General features: G+C 60.5%; 13 protein-coding genes. 8 read left to right on the forward strand and 5 right to left on the reverse strand.

All coding sequences use genetic code 11. The features are described 5' to 3' along the window. Positions 1-250: 250 nt before the first annotated feature. The 4 genes from DWX25_RS03860 to serB all read right to left on the reverse strand — a co-directional run bounded on the left by DWX25_RS03860 (position 251) and on the right by serB (position 3,249). Positions 251-790 carry a TetR/AcrR family transcriptional regulator gene (locus DWX25_RS03860; protein ID WP_117798996.1) on the reverse strand — a complete coding sequence of 180 codons (540 nt, stop codon included), beginning with the start codon at positions 788-790 and terminating at the stop codon, positions 251-253. A gap of 2 nt (positions 791-792) precedes the next feature. Beyond that, positions 793-1,704, reverse strand: a complete 912-nt coding sequence (locus DWX25_RS03865; protein WP_117734676.1) for a LarC family nickel insertion protein — start codon at positions 1,702-1,704, stop codon at positions 793-795. A 10-nt stretch (positions 1,705-1,714) separates the two neighbouring features. After that, entirely contained in the window at positions 1,715-2,497 is a 783-nt protein-coding gene (larB, locus tag DWX25_RS03870; protein ID WP_117734675.1) for a nickel pincer cofactor biosynthesis protein LarB, read from the reverse strand. Between the two features lie 116 nt (positions 2,498-2,613). Then, a complete protein-coding gene (serB, locus tag DWX25_RS03875; RefSeq protein WP_117763591.1) occupies positions 2,614-3,249 on the reverse strand; it encodes a phosphoserine phosphatase SerB in 636 nt (211 codons plus the stop codon). Positions 3,250-3,505: 256 nt separating this feature from the next. On the opposite strand from serB, the gene aspS reads away from it, so the two are divergent. Then, positions 3,506-5,293, forward strand: a complete 1,788-nt coding sequence (gene aspS / locus DWX25_RS03880; RefSeq protein WP_117798995.1) for an aspartate--tRNA ligase — start codon at positions 3,506-3,508, stop codon at positions 5,291-5,293. A gap of 119 nt (positions 5,294-5,412) precedes the next feature. Here the strand turns inward: aspS and DWX25_RS03885 are convergent, their stop codons facing one another. Continuing rightward, the gene (locus DWX25_RS03885) at positions 5,413-6,429 is read right to left on the reverse strand and encodes a LacI family DNA-binding transcriptional regulator (RefSeq protein WP_117743182.1); all 1,017 of its coding nucleotides are present in this window, start codon (positions 6,427-6,429) and stop codon (positions 5,413-5,415) included. A gap of 375 nt (positions 6,430-6,804) precedes the next feature. Here DWX25_RS03885 and DWX25_RS03890 point away from each other — a divergent pair, with 375 nt between their 5' ends. The 7 genes from DWX25_RS03890 (at position 6,805) to DWX25_RS03920 (ending at position 15,730) form a co-directional block, all read left to right on the forward strand. Further along, positions 6,805-9,813 carry a glycoside hydrolase family 2 TIM barrel-domain containing protein gene (locus tag DWX25_RS03890; RefSeq protein WP_117763593.1) on the forward strand — a complete coding sequence of 1,003 codons (3,009 nt, stop codon included), beginning with the start codon at positions 6,805-6,807 and terminating at the stop codon, positions 9,811-9,813. A gap of 3 nt (positions 9,814-9,816) precedes the next feature. Next, positions 9,817-10,272 carry a hypothetical protein gene (locus DWX25_RS03895; protein WP_117743184.1) on the forward strand — a complete coding sequence of 152 codons (456 nt, stop codon included), beginning with the start codon at positions 9,817-9,819 and terminating at the stop codon, positions 10,270-10,272. Positions 10,273-10,425: 153 nt separating this feature from the next. Further along, positions 10,426-11,889, forward strand: a complete 1,464-nt coding sequence (locus tag DWX25_RS03900) for an amino acid permease (RefSeq protein WP_117743185.1) — start codon at positions 10,426-10,428, stop codon at positions 11,887-11,889. Positions 11,890-12,310: 421 nt separating this feature from the next. Next, positions 12,311-12,559 (forward strand): HPr family phosphocarrier protein, encoded by a 249-nt coding sequence (locus tag DWX25_RS03905; protein ID WP_035136856.1) that lies wholly within the window; start codon positions 12,311-12,313, stop codon positions 12,557-12,559. A 213-nt stretch (positions 12,560-12,772) separates the two neighbouring features. Beyond that, positions 12,773-13,015, forward strand: coding sequence for a FeoA family protein (locus tag DWX25_RS03910; protein ID WP_040358815.1), 243 nt, complete (start codon positions 12,773-12,775; stop codon positions 13,013-13,015). A 39-nt stretch (positions 13,016-13,054) separates the two neighbouring features. Further along, complete coding sequence (locus DWX25_RS03915; RefSeq protein WP_006234774.1) at positions 13,055-13,276, forward strand: FeoA family protein; 222 nt, start codon at positions 13,055-13,057, stop codon at positions 13,274-13,276. 123 nt (positions 13,277-13,399) lie between these two features. Beyond that, positions 13,400-15,730: a ferrous iron transporter B gene (locus tag DWX25_RS03920; protein WP_117798994.1), complete on the forward strand. Its 2,331-nt coding sequence runs from the start codon at positions 13,400-13,402 to the stop codon at positions 15,728-15,730. The last annotated feature ends 159 nt before the right edge of the window (positions 15,731-15,889 follow it).

Here is a 15,889-nt window from a genome sequence, read left to right on the forward strand (position 1 = left end):
TCGGACATGCAAGAAGCTCCCGCTGCGCACTTCGTGCGGCGGGAGCTTCTTGCGTCCTGCGGAATGCGGCGGAAAGTTAACCTATGCCGGACCCTGCGGGAATCCAGTTGGATTGGAACAAGCAACCCAACATATATATCTGAATTTGGATGTTAGGGTCGCTTTGTTTTTTGGGTGCTCTTACAAGAAAGCGTAACTTGGGGATGGGGTGGGCGCTTTGTTGGGATGGCACTTTGGGGTGGGGTCTTACTTAGGTGAACAGGGGTTGTATGGCCGATAGGTAGTCTTTGGCTACGTTGGATTTGTTGGCTTGGAAGTTGTGCCAGGCCCACCATTGGACCATTCCTACGAAGCTTGAGGCTATGTGATGGAGGAGGAAGCTGCGGTCCATGGTGCCGGCTGGGCCTGTGGGATCGATGGGGACGGTTTCGGCCGCGAGCGACATGATGGTCTTGCGGAGGCTGTCGGCGAAGACGCGTGAGCCGGCGCCGGCTACAAGGGCCCTCACGCCCTGACGGCGTTCCCACAGGTTGCTAAGGATATGCTCGACCTGCACGAATGGGTCGTCGAGCGGTGTGCCATCGTCGTCGAGGGCGTGGGTACAGATGTCGCTCACGAGCTCGGACAGTAGGTCGTCTTTGCTCTTAAAGAGGCCGTAGAATGTCGCGCGGCCTACGTGAGCGCGCGCGATGATGTCGCCGACAGTGATCTTGCCGTAATCTTCCTCGCACAGGAGCTCGGAGAACGCCGCGACGATCGCGGCACGGCTTTTGGCCTTGCGGGCATCCATGGCTATGCGTCTGCGTGAACGAGCAGGCAGCGAAGCGTGCCGGAGCAACCCTCGTAGGGGCGCTTACCGGCGCCGTAGCCGACGGCCTCGATGCGGTAGCGGGCCGGCAGGTGCTCGGACGTGCGCAGTGCGGCGACGATGGCGGCGCCCGTGGGCGTCACGAGCTCGCCGGCGACCGGTGCGGGCGTGAGGGCGATATTGCCTGCTTGGCATAGGTTGACGACGGCGGGCACCGGGATGGGCATAAGGCCGTGGGCGCAGTGGATGGTACCGTGACCCTCGGAGAGCGACTCAACCACGATGTCTTCAATGCTCAGGTCGTCGAGGCAGATGGCGACCGAGCAGACATCGACGATGGAGTCGACGGCGCCCACCTCGTGGAACATGACGGTCTCGGGCGTTTTGCCGTGTGCCTTGGCCTCGGCGGCAGCCAGCGCGGTAAAGATGGCGAGAGCGCGGCGCTTGGCACCGCCACTCAGCTGCGAGCCGTCGATGATGGCGGTGACGTCTGTCAAAGAACGGTGGTGATGGTGGTGGGCGTGATGGTGGCCCTCGTGGCCATGACCGTGAGCCTCATGGCCATGCTCGTGGCAGTGTTCGTGCTCGTGCTCGTCATGGTCATGATGGTGGTGCTCATGCATATGCTCGACAGCTGCTTCGTTGCCGTAGAGCCAGGCCATATCGTGATCGTGGTTCTCGAGCTCCTCTGCAAGCTGGACGTCGAAATCGCAGGCGTCGATGCCATGCTTGTTTACGCGCGTCACGGCGATCGTAAAGCCGTCGACCGGCAGCGTGGCGAGCTGTTCGCGCAGGTGCTCCTCGCTGGCGCCCAGGTCGAGCAGAGCCGCGACGGTCATATCGCCGCTGATGCCCGAGGTTCCGTCGATGATAAGCGTGTGCTGGTGGTTGGACATGGAATGCTCCTTAGCGGGCGCAGGGCGTGCCGGCGCTCAGATGATTGATAAGACTTGCCTGATAGGCGGCGCCAAAGCCGTTGTCGATATTGACGACCGAGACGCCGCTGGCGCAGGAGTTGAGCATGGCGAGCAGCGCGGCCACGCCACCAAAGTTCGCGCCGTAGCCCACGCTGGTGGGAACGGCGATGACCGGGCAACTCACCAGGCCGCCGATGACGCTTGCCAGGGCGCCTTCCATGCCGGCGATGGCGATGACCACCTGCGCCTGGGCAAGTTCCTCAGCATGAGCGAGCAGGCGGTGCAAGCCGGCGACACCTACGTCGTAGAGGCGATCGACTTCATTGCCGTAGAACTCGGCCGTCAGTGCCGCCTCTTCGGCGACGGGCAGGTCGCTCGTACCGGCGCAGGCGACGACGATGCGTCCGTTGCCGGTGGGGGAGGGCTTGCCGCCTACGAGGGCGAGCTGTGCGTCCGGGACATATCCCAGGTCGATGCCGTTGCCGAGAAATTCCGAGGTACGGGCGGCCTTTTTGGCGTCCAAGCGCGTGACCAGGATGCGCTCCTGGCCTGCATCGCGCAGCGCTTCGATAATGGCGGCAATCTGCCCGGCGGTTTTACCGGCGCCGTAGATAACCTCGCCGGCTCCCTGGCGTACCCCGCGTGAAAGATCGAGCTGCGCAAAACCCAGATCGGCGGTCGGAGCCGTCTGGATGCGCGTGAGGGCGTCGGCAGGGGTGACTGCCCCGCCGGCAACATCGCTCAGCAATTGCTCAAGATCTCGCTTATCCATATATATGTTCCCTTCGACGGCGCAAAGTCTAGCACTCAAAGGGTATATTTCCGAACACTAAGATAAAATTGTTCGGAAACTATAGGACAGACTGATTCAATTGTTAGACGAATCGGCTAGTCACGCAGGATGATGTCCATGGCGAGCATCAGGTTGCGCTCGTCGATGGCAAACGGGGCGGCCTCGCGCGTCTTGGGCTTGGCGCAAAACGCGATGCCCGTGCCCGCGGCCTGAATCATGGGGATGTCGTTGGCGCCGTCGCCAATAGCGACCGTGTGGGCCATATCGACGCCGCACTCAACTGCCCAATCCAGCATCTGGATAAGCTTGGACTCCTTGGTCACGATGTCTGCCGCCAGTCTTCCGGTGAGCTTGCCGTCTACGACCTCCAGACGGTTGGCCAGGCAAAAGTCGATGCCCGCGGCAGCCACGATCTTGTCGGCAACCTCGTGGAAGCCGCCGCTCACGACGCCGACCTTCCAGCCCTTGCTGTGCGCCGAGCGCACAAGCTCCAGCGCGCCGGGGGTAAACGTCACGCGCTCAAAGGTGCGCTCGAACACGCTCTCGTCCAGGCCGGCAAGCAGCCCCACGCGCTCCTCGAGCGCTTGCTTAAAGTCAAGCTCGCCGCGCATGGCGCGCTCGGTAATCTGCGCCACTTGCTCGCCCACGCCGGCTTCCTCGCCCAACAGGTCGATGACCTCCTGGTTGATGAGGGTGGAGTCGATATCCATAACGATGAGGCGTGCAGACATGTTGGGCCTTTCCGGGTGCAGTTGTATTGGGGCACATTGTCGCACGCGGCGCGCCTCGGCGACAGTCGCGGTGCGCCAATTGTTTCGTCTCCGTCAAGTCTTTGGGCAGGAGCTACTTTTTCGCGGCACATCGACGCGGGTGCGATAAGATAGAACGCCATGTCCGGCTGCGCGGTTTACGCAGGCCGGGCGAATCTGTACGACGCCGCCCGGAACGACACGGGGCGGCACAGATCCATAAAGGAGGATCACTGGTATGAGCCAGACCCGTCCCATCGACGAGCATTCCATGCACACCCGTACCTGCGGCGAGCTTCGCCGCGAGAACGTGGGCGAAGAGGTCACCCTCACCGGTTGGGTGAGCCGTCGCCGCGACCACGGTGGCCTTATTTTCTGCGACCTTCGCGACCGTGAGGGCATTACGCAACTCACCTTCGACCCCGAGCATTCTGACGGCGATGCCTTTAAGATCGCCGAGACCATGCGTCCCGAGTGGCCCATCAAGATTCACGGCGTCGTGCGCGCCCGTGGCGACGAGACCACCAACACCAAGCTCGCCACCGGCGAGATCGAGGTCCTGACCGACCATGCCGAGGTGCTCAATACGTCCGTCACCCCGCCGTTCCAGATCGAGGATGGCATCGAGACCAGCGAGGACACCCGTCTGCGCTATCGCTATCTGGACCTCCGTCGTCCCGAGATGATGGCCAACCTCAAGCTGCGCTCCGACTTCACCTTTGCCATTCGCGAGGCACTGCACAACCGTGAGTTCATGGAGGTCGAGACGCCCTCCCTGTTTAAGTCCACGCCCGAGGGCGCCCGCGACTTCATCGTTCCCAGCCGCATCCAGCCGGGCAACTTCTACGCTCTGCCGCAGTCCCCGCAGCTTCTGAAGCAGCTGCTCATGGTCGGCGGCGTCGAGCGCTACTACCAGGTTGCCAAGTGCTTCCGCGACGAGGACCTGCGCGCCGACCGTCAGCCCGAGTTCACCCAGGTCGATATCGAGATGTCTTTCGTGGACCAGAACGATGTCATGAGCGCGCTCGAAGAGGTCCTGTCCGATGCCTTCGGCCGCATGGGTGTCGAGATGCCCACGCCGCTGCGCCGCATGGATTACTGGGAGGCCATGGACACCTATGGCTCCGACAAGCCCGATACCCGCTATGGCATGCACCTGGTCGACCTGACCGACATCTTTGCCAACTCCAAGTTCAAGGTCTTTGCGACCGCCGCAAACGAGGAGGGTTCCGTCGTCAAGGCCATCAACGCCAAGGGCGCCGGTGCCTGGGCCCGCGCCAAGATCGATAAACTCGCCGGCGTGGCCTCCACGTTTGGCGCCAAGGGCTTGGCCTGGATCGCCTTCCGCGAGGACGGTTCCATCAACAGCCCCATCGTCAAGTTCTTCTCGGACGAGGAGATGGCGGCTCTGCGCGAGCGCATGGACGTCGAGCCCGGCGACCTCGTGATGTTCGCCGCCGGCCCGCGCCTGCTTTCCGACGAGATCCTGGGCGGCATGCGCTCCCACATGGCCAACGCGCTCGAGATCAAGCGCGAGGGTCACGACTTCCTGTGGATCGTCAACTTCCCGCTGTTCCACTGGGACGAGGACCGCAAGGCCTATGCAGCCGAGCATCAGCCCTTTACCCTGCCGACCGAGACCGACATCGCCAAGATTGAGGCCGATCCGCTGGCAGCCGGCTCCTGCACCTACGACTTTGTCATGGACGGCTTTGAGGCCGGTGGCGGCGGTATGCGTATCCACAACGCCGAGATGCAGATGTCCATGCTCAAGCTCCTGGGCTTTACCGAGGAGCGTGCCGAGTCGCAGTTTGGCTTCCTCATGGAGGCGCTCAAGTTTGGTGCGCCCCCGATGGGCGGCTTCGCCCTGGGCCTGGACCGCGTGTGCATGCTGCTCACCGGCTCCGACTCCATTCGCGACGTCATGGCGTTCCCCAAGACGGCCAGTGGCTCCGACCTCATGTCGGGCGCCCCGAGTCCCGTTTCTGGCGCCCAGCTCAAGGACGTCAGCCTGCGCCTGATGTAGGCGAGCGGCTACATATTGCCCGCAACGAGGGAAGGACGTGTGCCTTCCCTCGTTTTTTATACGCCGATGTTGCGAGGGTATGGGTTGACCGGGCATCGCGGAAAGCCCGGCCCAGTTTCCTACAGTGAGTCTCTCTGAACGAGCTGCATGTGCATGACGGTGGTGGTGGGCGCGGCACCGTTAATCATATCGAGCGCAATGCCTGCGGCCTTGCGGCCTTCCTCACAAAGCGGCTGACGAATGGTCGTCAACGCGGGGACGCTGCGAGCTGCGACCTCGTGGTCATCGAAGCCCACGACCGAAACGTCTTTGGGTACGCTAATTCCCGCTTCGTTGAATGCGGCGATAACGCCGGTTGCGATACGGTCCGATCCGCATAGCACGCCGTCGGCATGTATTTCGCGCGCGAGCAGCCGCCGCGTGGCTTGGTAGCCGTCTCCGCTGCTCCATCCGGTATAGATGACATTTTCATCTGGAAGGCTTTCGCCCAAAATTGCACGGTAGCCGCGAAGGCGGTCGACGACGGCGGGGTTATCCTGCGGCCCCAGCACGGCAACGATGTCCTTGCGCCCGCGATCTTTCATAGCGAGCGCCGCAAAGCGTCCGCCCTCTTCGTCGTCGGAGTAGACCGTCGAGAACACATCGCGATAGGGGTGGCCCTCGAGCTGGCCGCACAACACGGTGGGTACGCCCAGCTCACGCAGCACCTCGAGCAGCTCACTGCCCTTGTAGGGCGAGACGTCGATGACGGCGTCAAACGAGCGACGCTCAAAATGCTCGCGTGCGCGATTGCGCTCATGCGAGGAAGATGCCTGCAGGATCACGGGTAGGTAAGACGACTCCGAAAGTTCCTCGGTAATGCCGCTTAAAAACTCACTGTAGGTGGGATCGCTAAACAGCTCGCTCAAAGGCTCGGTAACCAGTACGGCGATAATTTCCGTGCGTCCGACGGCGAGCGCCCGGCCGCGTGCGTTGGGTACAAAATTGACTTCCTTGGCAGCCGCGCGGACGCGCTTTTTAGTTTCCTCGCTAATGCGGGGGGAGTCGTTGAGGGCACGCGATGCCGTGGAGCGCGAAACGCCGGCAGCTGCAGCAACCTCGGCAAGCGTCGGTGCGGTGCGAACTGGTTGGGTCATGGTGTCTCCTGGAAAAAGCGGTCGATGTTGTCACTGATACGGGCTGGTGCGGATACAGCTTACTATAGTGCGCCTGAACAGCGTTCATGATATCCGGCCACTGGTGGCATTTCACGTTCAAGCTGCTGTTGAACATGGCTTGCAAGGGTGGGGCATAGATGGGCGCGGCCGTTGTCCGCCGCCTGGGAATGCTGTTTTGCGCTGAGTTTCGATACGCAGGGTGACATAAGTTCCGCGGTTGTACAACCGGTTGCACCGTTAATCCGGCGAAATCGACCGTTCAGCGGACAACCGGTTGCACAGGTTTTTGCATCGTCCGTAAGATAAGGACAACCGGTTGCACAAGAATCACTACGATGACGAAGGAGCATCACCATGGACGCCATTAACGATTGGGAAAACCAAGCGCTCACCCACAGGAACCGCCTGGCACCCCATGCGTACTTTATGGGTTATGAGACCGCCGATCTCGCCGCTACGTACAGCCGCGAGCTGTCGCGCGGATTTGTCCAGCTGTCCGGCTCGTGGCAGTTCCGCCTTTTTGAGGGCCCCGCGGCCGTCTCCAACGAGGCACTTTGCACGTACGAGCCCGAGTGGGATCACGTGGAGGTTCCGCACCTGTGGCAGGTAGACGGCTATGGCAACCTTGCCTACACCGACGAGGGTTTTCCGTTCCCAGTGGACCAGCCGTTCGTTCCCTCCGACGACCCCACGGGCGTCTACCAGCGCATCGTCAACCTTCCTGCCGTGCCTGCCGGCGCTCGCGAGATCATTCGCTTCGACGGTATCGAGAGCTACGGCGAGCTGTATGTCAACGGCAAGTTTATCGGCATGACCAAGGGTTCGCGCCTGTCCGCCGAGTTTGACGTAACCGACGCGCTCGTCGAGGGCGACAACCTGATTGCGGTCAAGGTTCTGCAGTACAGCGATGGTAGCTACATCGAGGACCAGGACATGTGGTGGGCATCGGGCATCTTCCGCGATGTGTACCTCATGCAGCGTCCCGCCGCGCATCTGGTCGACTTTAGGTTCCGCACGCACCGCGAGGGCGATGCCGCTCTGGTCACGCTCGATACGGTTGCCGAGGGCGCAAGCCGCGTTGTGTATACGCTCAGCGATGGCCAGAATGTGGTCGCTACGGGCGAGTGCGTCGACGGCCATGCCGAGTGCAGCGTTGCCGATGCCCACTTCTGGAACCCCGAGGACCCCTTCCTCTATGACCTTACGCTTGAGGTCTACGACGGCGACGAGGTCAGCGAGTACGTTCCGCATCGCCAAGGCCTTGCCGAGGTGACGGTCGAGGGCAATCATATCTACCTCAACGGCACCTACTTTAAGATGCATGGCGTCAACCGCCATGACCACGACGATCACAAGGGCCGCGCTGTGGGCCTCGATCGCATGCGCCGCGACCTGGAGCTCATGAAGCAGCACAACATCAACGCGGTGCGCACATCCCACTACGCCAACGACCCGCGCTTCTACGAGCTGTGCGATGAGTATGGCATCATGCTGGTCGCCGAGACCGATATGGAGAGCCACGGCTTCGAGAATATCGGCAACATCGCCCTGGTCACCGACGACCCTGCCTGGGAGCCGGCCTACGTCGACCGTGTTGAGCGCCTGGTGATGCAGGAGCGCAATCACGCCTGCATCATTATGTGGTCGATGGGCAACGAGAGCGGCTATGGCTGCAACATCCGCGCGATGTATGCCAAGGCTCACGAGCTCGACGGTCGTCCGGTCCACTACGAGGAGGACCGCAACGCCGATACCGTCGACGTCATTTCCACCATGTACTCCCGCGTGTCGCAGATGAACGACTTTGGCGAGCATCCGTTCCCTAAGCCGCGCATCAACTGCGAGTACGGCCACTCTATGGGTAATGGTCCCGGAGGCCTGTCCGAGTACCAGGAGGTCTTCGATCGCTGGGATTGCATCCAGGGCCAGTTTATTTGGGAATGGTGCGACCACGGTCTGGCTGCTGTGACCGAGGACGGCGTTGCCTACGACATGTATGGCGGCGACAACGGCGATTACCCCAACAACAGCAACTTCTGCATCGATGGCATGGTGTTCCCTTGGCAGCAGCCGAGCCCGGGCCTTACTGAGTATGGCCAGGTTATCTGCCCGGTTCGCATGGCCTACGATGCCGAGTCGGGCGAGCTGACCGTCACCAACAAGCGTTGGTTCACCACCCTCGAGGATGTTTGCCTGTCGGCCGAGACCCTGGTGGACGGCGACGTGGTCAGCCGCAAGACGCTCATGCCCGGTGCGGTTGCCCCCGGCGAGTCCGTCCAGCTGCCACTGGTGATTCGCGAGGCCGCAGTGGGCGAGACCCTGCTGACCGTGCACGCCTACACAATGGCGGCTCACGCCTGGTGCGAGCCGATGTTCCAGCTGGGTGCAAGCCAGTTTGCCATCGCAAACCATCCGGCGCCGGCCATCGCGGCTCCCATTCGTCCTGAGCTTACGGTCGAGGAGACCGAGCAGGAGATTCGCATTCACTCCCTCAACGGCGAGCTGACCTTCAACAAGGTTAACGGTACCGTGAGCGAGTGGAAGGCATCCGGCCGCGACGTCATCGCCTCCGGTCCCCAGGTTGGTTTTTGGCATCCGCTCGTCGATAACCACGCCCAGGAGTACGACTCCCTGTGGAAGGACAACTTCATCGATGTGATGCAGACGTCTACCCGCAAGGTTTCTTGGAAGCAGGATGGCAACGCGGTCGTCGTTACCGTGAGCCAGCGCATCGCTCCTCCCGTCCGTGCGTTTGGCATGCGCGTCGAGCTTGTCTACACCGTGCTTCCGAGCGGTCGCGTCGACCTCAAGGTTTCCGGCGAGCCCTACGGCGATTACTCGGACATCATCCCGCGCATCGGCATCTCCTTCGAGGTTCCCGGTTGCGATCGTGCCGTTGAGTGGTACGGCCACGGCCCGGGCGAGAACTATCCGGACTCGCTGCGCGCCAACCCGGTCGGTCATTACCGCACTACGGTCGACGACATGTTCACGCCCTACGTTATGCCTCAGGACTGCGCCAACCGCGAGGGCACCCGCTGGGTTGCCCTGCGCTCTAGCCACGGTGACGGCGTGCTGGTGACCCGTCCGGTCGATGCCGCCTCCAACCCGTTCTCGTTCTCGGCATGGCCCTATAGTTGCGAGGCCATCGATAGCGCCAAGCACGTCTACGACCTTGTCAAGGGCGATACGGTCACGGTCAACATCAACGACCAGCTGCTCGGCCTTGGCTCGAACTCTTGGGGTTCCGAGGTGCTCGACTCCTATCGCACCCGTTTTGAGAGCTTCAGCTTTGAGGTGTCCCTGCGACCGCTGACGTCTGCCGATCTGGCTCAGGCGCTGGCACCCATTAAGGAGGCATAAGTCATGCATGTATTTAACTCGCGTGCCGACTTCGACGCCCAGATGAAGTCCGTCAAGAAGTGGATGCGTACCGGACAGGCGCTCGATGGTGTTGCCGACCTGCAGCACGACGTGGCGTACTCCATCGGCGACTCGTTGGTGTACTGGTGGGTCTATGCCCGCGAGGCCGCAACCGCCGATCTGGTCGGTCACCGTCGCTACCATGCCGTGCTCGCCCCGCTCGACGGCGACCTGACCGTCGAGGTTGCCCCCAAGGCAGGCCTCACCTGCACGCGCGCCTACAGCGATATCGATGATCGTGAGCGCTTTGAGGGTACGGGGGAGACCGTGACGATTCCCGCCGGCGGCGTTGCCGTCGTCGAGATCGACGAGGCCTACCGTGTCGTGGACGATGCCGCGGATTCCCGCGTCGTGGTACTGCACGTGACGGTTGAAGGTTATTCCTTCCCCAACAAGTAGTATTCGTCCGTTTGGACGTTTGCTTTGCGCCGTTAAGGGGGATGGCTTTGTTGACTCCCTTTTCCCCATCCCCCCTAGCAGGTGTGCTGTCCACGATTGCGCTTGCAGTCCGGACGGTTTTAGATGAGATATAACGGATGATTGGGAGGGCTTATGAGCTCTGAAAAACGAGGAACGATTGGTTCGTTCGCTCTGCTGGGCATGACGGTCGCCGCCGTGTTCGGTATCAAGAACATCATCAACAACAACGCGGCCATCGGCTTGGCGGCTGCGCCGTCGTTCTTCTTCGCCACACTTTTGTACTTTGTCCCCTATACTCTGGTTACCGCCGAGTTTGTCGGTCTTAATAAGGACTCCGAGTCTGGTGTGTACGCATGGGTTAAGACTTCGATGGGTGGTCGCTGGGCGTTCCTGACGGCATTTAGCTACTGGTTCGTTAACCTGTTCTACTTTGCATCCGTCCTGCCCAACGTCATCATCTACGCGAGCTACGTGTTCCTTGGTGCCAACGCCGAGCTCTCGCAGCTGTGGATCACCATTATCGAGATCGTCGTCTTTGCTATCGCCACGTGGGTTTCGACCAAGGGCGCTAAGTGGATCGGCTCCATTTCCTCCTTCGGCTCGACCGCGGCTCTCGGCCTGACTGCCGTGTTCATCTTGCTGTCCCTGGCTGCTGCCTTTGGCGGCGTCGAGTTCGCTACGGCTCCTACCCCCGCTAACATGGCTCCCGACATGAGCAACTTCGCAACTATGTGGGGCTTCTTCGGTACGCTTGCCTGGATTATCCAGGGCGTTGGCGGCGCTGAGTCTGTCGGCGTGTTCCTTAACGACCTTAAGGGCGGCGTCAAGGCCTTCGTGCGCACCGTCGTTATCGCCGGCCTGACCATCGGCCTTCTGTACGCAGGCGCTTCGCTGCTGGTCAACCTGTTCATTCCCGAGGGCGGCGTTGCCATCTCCACCGGTATCTTCGACGTATTCGGCGCTGTCTTTGCCCACTTTGGCATTCCCATGGAAGTGTCCACGCGCGTCATTGGCCTGATCCTTCTCGCTGCCACGCTGGGCTCCCTCATGATGTGGACCTCTGCTCCCATCAAGGTCTTCTTCACCGAGATCCCCAAGGGCGTCTTTGGTAGCAAGATCGTCGAGCTCAACGAGCACGGCATTCCCGCCCGCGCCGCTTGGCTGCAGTTCGCCATCGTCGTCCCCATCCTGATCATCCCGGCCTTGGGCTCTGGTAACCTCGACGACCTGCTCATGATCGTCACCAACATGACGGCCGCCACTGCTCTGCTCCCGCCGCTGCTGATCCTGCTTGCCTACTTTATGCTGCGCAAGAACTTCGACGCCGCTCCCCGTGACTTCCGCATGGGCTCGCGCAGCTTTGGTCTGGTCGTTGCCGCATTCCTGCTTGTGGTCTTCTGCTTTGTGCTTGTCTGCGGCACCATCCCGCTCGATCAGCCGCTGTGGCTGACGCTGGTCTACAACGTTGGCGGTGTGGTTGTCTTCCTGGGCCTTGCCGTGATGTGGTACAACCGCTATATCAACCGTCTGCGCGAGACCGATCCCGAGGCCGCCGAGAGCGAGCTGCGCCCCTCCGTCCTCGACATGATGGAGTAGCGGCTAGGATTAATCTACGGCTGTGGAATAAATCGATTCCCTTTCCTAAGGAGGGGCCTTACGAGGCCCCTCCCTTTGTGTTTTGGGGCATGGTTTTGGACCCCGTGGTCAAAAAATGCCAAATATGAGTACTGTTGCAAAAGAGGTGTCATATTTTTCGGCCTGTTCTGAGCAAAAACGGGCTTAAAATCAATTTATATAACCCCCTTTAAAGGGCGTTTGACGGCTTTCAACCTCTTCGAATCGCTCAAAGGAGGCAATTTGCTCTCGATTTTGCTGCTACTAAATTGGTGACAGTACTCATATTTGCCACTTTTTGCCCACGAGGTGTTCAGAGGAGCTCTCGACAAGCATCTAACGCTACAATAACTACCACGTGTCTGGGTTTGCCAGCCGAATGAGCGATACCGCGGGAGGGGACATGGTCGAGTTTACAAAGACGATTAAAGATCCGTTGGGACTGCATGCCCGCCCGGTCGCGCTACTCTACGACATCATCGCCAAGCATCGTAGCGACGTGTCGGTCAGCATCGGCGACCGCCATACCGATGGCCGTGACGTGATGGGCCTCATGGCGCTTTACGGCGAATGTGGCGAGGACATCGTCTTTCGCGTTTCAGGCGTAGACGAGGCCTCGTGCGTCACGTCGATCAGAAACCTCTCGCTCTAAACGCAACAAGGGACTGCGGACAGTCCCTTTGTCACATCTCTAGGAGGCGCTCTTTGCGGTGCCTCTTTTGTTTCGTATAGGAAACTTTTTCGAAAACTGAATAGAGACCCTTTCAAAAAAGTTAACCACATGTTAGTTTACTAAAGCGAACATAGACGTGGTTAACTTTTACCGCGTCGATGTTGAGGACGAACCGACGTTAGGAGCTCACTCATGTCTTGCGGACCGCAGATGCCGGCCATGCCGCTTTCGATGGTAAAGGCGGGCGAAACCGTGCGCGTGTCTCGGGTAAAGGGCAATGAGGACATGAAGCACCACCTCAAGGACCTTGGCTTTGTCGAGGGCAGCGAGATTCACGTGGTGAGCTCGAGTGGTGCCAATATCATCGTCACCGTGCTGGGCGCACGTTTTGGCATCGATTCCAAGGTTGCCATGCACATCATGACCGTCGGTTAGTCCGCAGCATTTCATTAAAACCGAAAGGGGGACAAGAGGATGAAGACGTTGGGTGACGTTAAGGTAGGCGAGAGCTCTACCATCGTCAAGCTTCACGGTGAGGGCGCGCTGCGCCGCCACCTTATGGACCTGGGGCTCATCAAGGGCACTTCGTTCAAGGTCGTAAAGGTTGCGCCGCTCGGTGATCCGGTCGAGATCAACGTGCGCGGCTACGAGCTTTCCATCCGCAAGGAGGAAGCGGCCGTCGTCGAGGTTCAGTAAGGGCTCGCGGCGTGTATTTCTGCATATAAAGTTAGGTTTTTCTAACTTAATGCAGCATCTTTGAAGCACATTATCCAACCTGCGCGGAGATGACAGCGCGGGCACACAAGGAAGAAGGATTGAATGGCGGATTCTCAGATCCATGTCGCGCTTGCGGGTAACCCCAACTGCGGCAAGACCACGCTTTTCAACCTGATCACCGGCGCCAACGGCTACGTTGGCAACTGGCCCGGCGTCACGGTTGAGAAAAAGGAAGCCAAGCTCCTAAGCGACAAGAACGTTACCATCACGGACCTCCCTGGCATCTACTCGCTTTCCCCCTACAGCCCCGAGGAGCAATGCTCGCGCGATTACCTCATGAGCGGCGAGCCCGATGTCGTCGTCCAGGTCGTCGACGCCACCAACCTCGAGCGCAACCTGTATCTGGCACTTCAGGTCATTGAGACCGGTCTGCCCGTGGTCGTCGCCCTCAACATGGCCGACTTGGTCGAGAAGAACGGCGATAAGATCGACACGGACAAGCTCTCCAAGAAGCTCGGTTGCCCGGTCGTGATGATCTCGGCCCTCAAGAACAAGGGCATCAAGGAACTGTTCGAGCAGGTCAAGAAGTCCGCTGCTTCCAAGGGCCAGGTGCCGGAGCACAAGTTCGATTCCTCCATCGAGGACGTTCTGGACCACATCGAGAATAACCTGCCTGCGAGCGTTTCCGCCAGCAAGCGTCGCTACTACGCCGTCAAGCTGTTCGAGCGCGATACGGATGCCTGCAAACTCATCAACCTCACCAAGGAGAAGGCGGCTCGTGTGGAGCAGCTGGTCGCCCGGTGCGAGCAGGATTGCGATGACGATGCCGAGTCCATCATCACCGGTGAGCGCTATGGTGTGATCGCGCACATCGTCGATGAGTGCCTCACCAAGGCTCCGGCCAAGATGAGCACTTCCGAGAAGATCGACCGTGTGGTTACCAACCGCATTCTGGGCCTGCCGATCTTCGTAGTCATTATGTTCTGCGTGTACTACATCGCCGTTTCCACCCTGGGCGGTACGGTGACCGACTTCACCAACGACCAGCTCTTTGGCACCGACGGTTGGTACGTGCTCGGTCAGGGCCGCGACGCCTACGATGCGGCCGTCGAGGCCGTGGGCGAGGACGCTGCCGATTCGATCGACCCGGCACAGTACGGCCCGTATGTTCCGGGTATTACCACCATGGTGCACGATGCCCTCGTGGCGGGCGGCACCGAGGACGGTGGCCTGGTCGATTCGCTGGTCTGCGACGGTATCGTCGGCGGCCTGGGCGCCATCTTCGGCTTCGTGCCGCAGATGTTCCTGCTCTTTGTGATGTTGTCCTTCCTGGAGGATTGCGGCTATATGGCCCGCGTCGCCTTCATCATGGACCGCGTGTTCCGCCGCTTTGGCCTGTCCGGTAAGTCCTTTATCCCCATGCTCGTGTCCTCGGGCTGCGGCGTCCCCGGCGTCATGGCCACCAAGACCATCGAGAACGAGAAGGACCGCCGCATGACGGTCATGACCACCACGTTCATTCCCTGTGGCGCCAAGCTGCCGATCATTGCCCTGCTCATGGGTTCCATCATCGGCGATTCTTCCACCACCGCCGCGTGGATCAGCCCGCTCTTCTACTTCCTGGGCGTCTTTGCCGTCATCGCTTCGGGCCTCATGCTCAAGAAGACCAAGCTCTTCGCCGGCCGCCCGACGCCGTTCGTTATGGAGCTCCCCGCTTACCACTTCCCGGCGATCCGCTCTTGGGCGCTGCACGTGTGGGAGCGCTGCTTCGCCTTTATCAAGAAGGCCGGCACGGTCATCTTTGCGTCCACCGTCGTCGTTTGGTTCCTCTCCAACTTTGGTAGCTACAACGGCGCCTTTGGCTACCTGCCTTCCATGGAGGGCATCCCCGAGGAGTTCATGGATTACTCCGTGCTTGCCATGTTCGGCAACCTGGTCGCTTGGATCTTCGCCCCGCTCGGCTTTAGCACCTGGCAGGCCACCGCACTGACCGTCTCTGGCCTCGTCGCCAAGGAGAACGTTGTCGCCACCGCCGGCTCGCTGCTGTCCGTTGCCGACGCCGGCGAGACCGACCCGAGCCTGTGGACCGCGTTTGCGGCTATGTTCCCGACCATGGGCGCTTGCGTCGCCTTTGGTGCCTTCAACCTGCTGTGCGCTCCGTGCTTTGCCGCTATCGGCACCATCCGTAACCAGATGAACTCCGGTAAGTGGACCGCGATTGCCATCGGCTACGAGTGTGCCTTTGCTTGGGTCATCGGCCTGTTCATCAACCAGTTCTATAACCTGCTTGTTCTTGGGCAGTTTGGTATCTGGACGGTTGTGGCCATCGTGCTGCTGGCTGCGATGCTCTTCCAGATCTTCCGTCCCATGCCCAAGCATGCATGGACCGACGAGGACGAGACCAACACCGCTTCTGCCACGGTTTCCGCCTAAGTCCGAATAAGGATTAGCCCCTTTTCACGAGCCCGGGTGTCCCAGCGACACTCGGGCTTTTTGGTGCAATGGGGGACAGATTGCTTTGCTCCAGAAGTTAAGATGTGACGTTTCCGCAGATAAAACCGACCAAAATAAACCTGTCCCTTTTTGGCAGGT

Source organism: Collinsella sp. AF18-8LB (assembly GCF_003459795.1).
Lineage (GTDB): Bacteria > Actinomycetota > Coriobacteriia > Coriobacteriales > Coriobacteriaceae > Collinsella.

Coding starts and splice junctions, on each gene's coding strand:
- larB (WP_117734675.1), bottom strand. CDS start 2,497: ATGGATAAGCGAGATCTTGAGCAATTGCTGAGCGATGTTGCCGGCGGG.
- DWX25_RS03860 (WP_117798996.1), bottom strand. CDS start 790: ATGGATGCCCGCAAGGCCAAAAGCCGTGCCGCGATCGTCGCGGCGTTC.
- DWX25_RS03895 (WP_117743184.1), top strand. CDS start 9,817: ATGCATGTATTTAACTCGCGTGCCGACTTCGACGCCCAGATGAAGTCC.
- DWX25_RS03920 (WP_117798994.1), top strand. CDS start 13,400: ATGGCGGATTCTCAGATCCATGTCGCGCTTGCGGGTAACCCCAACTGC.
- DWX25_RS03900 (WP_117743185.1), top strand. CDS start 10,426: ATGAGCTCTGAAAAACGAGGAACGATTGGTTCGTTCGCTCTGCTGGGC.
- DWX25_RS03915 (WP_006234774.1), top strand. CDS start 13,055: ATGAAGACGTTGGGTGACGTTAAGGTAGGCGAGAGCTCTACCATCGTC.
- DWX25_RS03865 (WP_117734676.1), bottom strand. CDS start 1,704: ATGTCCAACCACCAGCACACGCTTATCATCGACGGAACCTCGGGCATC.
- DWX25_RS03885 (WP_117743182.1), bottom strand. CDS start 6,429: ATGACCCAACCAGTTCGCACCGCACCGACGCTTGCCGAGGTTGCTGCA.
- serB (WP_117763591.1), bottom strand. CDS start 3,249: ATGTCTGCACGCCTCATCGTTATGGATATCGACTCCACCCTCATCAAC.
- aspS (WP_117798995.1), top strand. CDS start 3,506: ATGAGCCAGACCCGTCCCATCGACGAGCATTCCATGCACACCCGTACC.
- DWX25_RS03905 (WP_035136856.1), top strand. CDS start 12,311: ATGGTCGAGTTTACAAAGACGATTAAAGATCCGTTGGGACTGCATGCC.
- DWX25_RS03890 (WP_117763593.1), top strand. CDS start 6,805: ATGGACGCCATTAACGATTGGGAAAACCAAGCGCTCACCCACAGGAAC.
- DWX25_RS03910 (WP_040358815.1), top strand. CDS start 12,773: ATGTCTTGCGGACCGCAGATGCCGGCCATGCCGCTTTCGATGGTAAAG.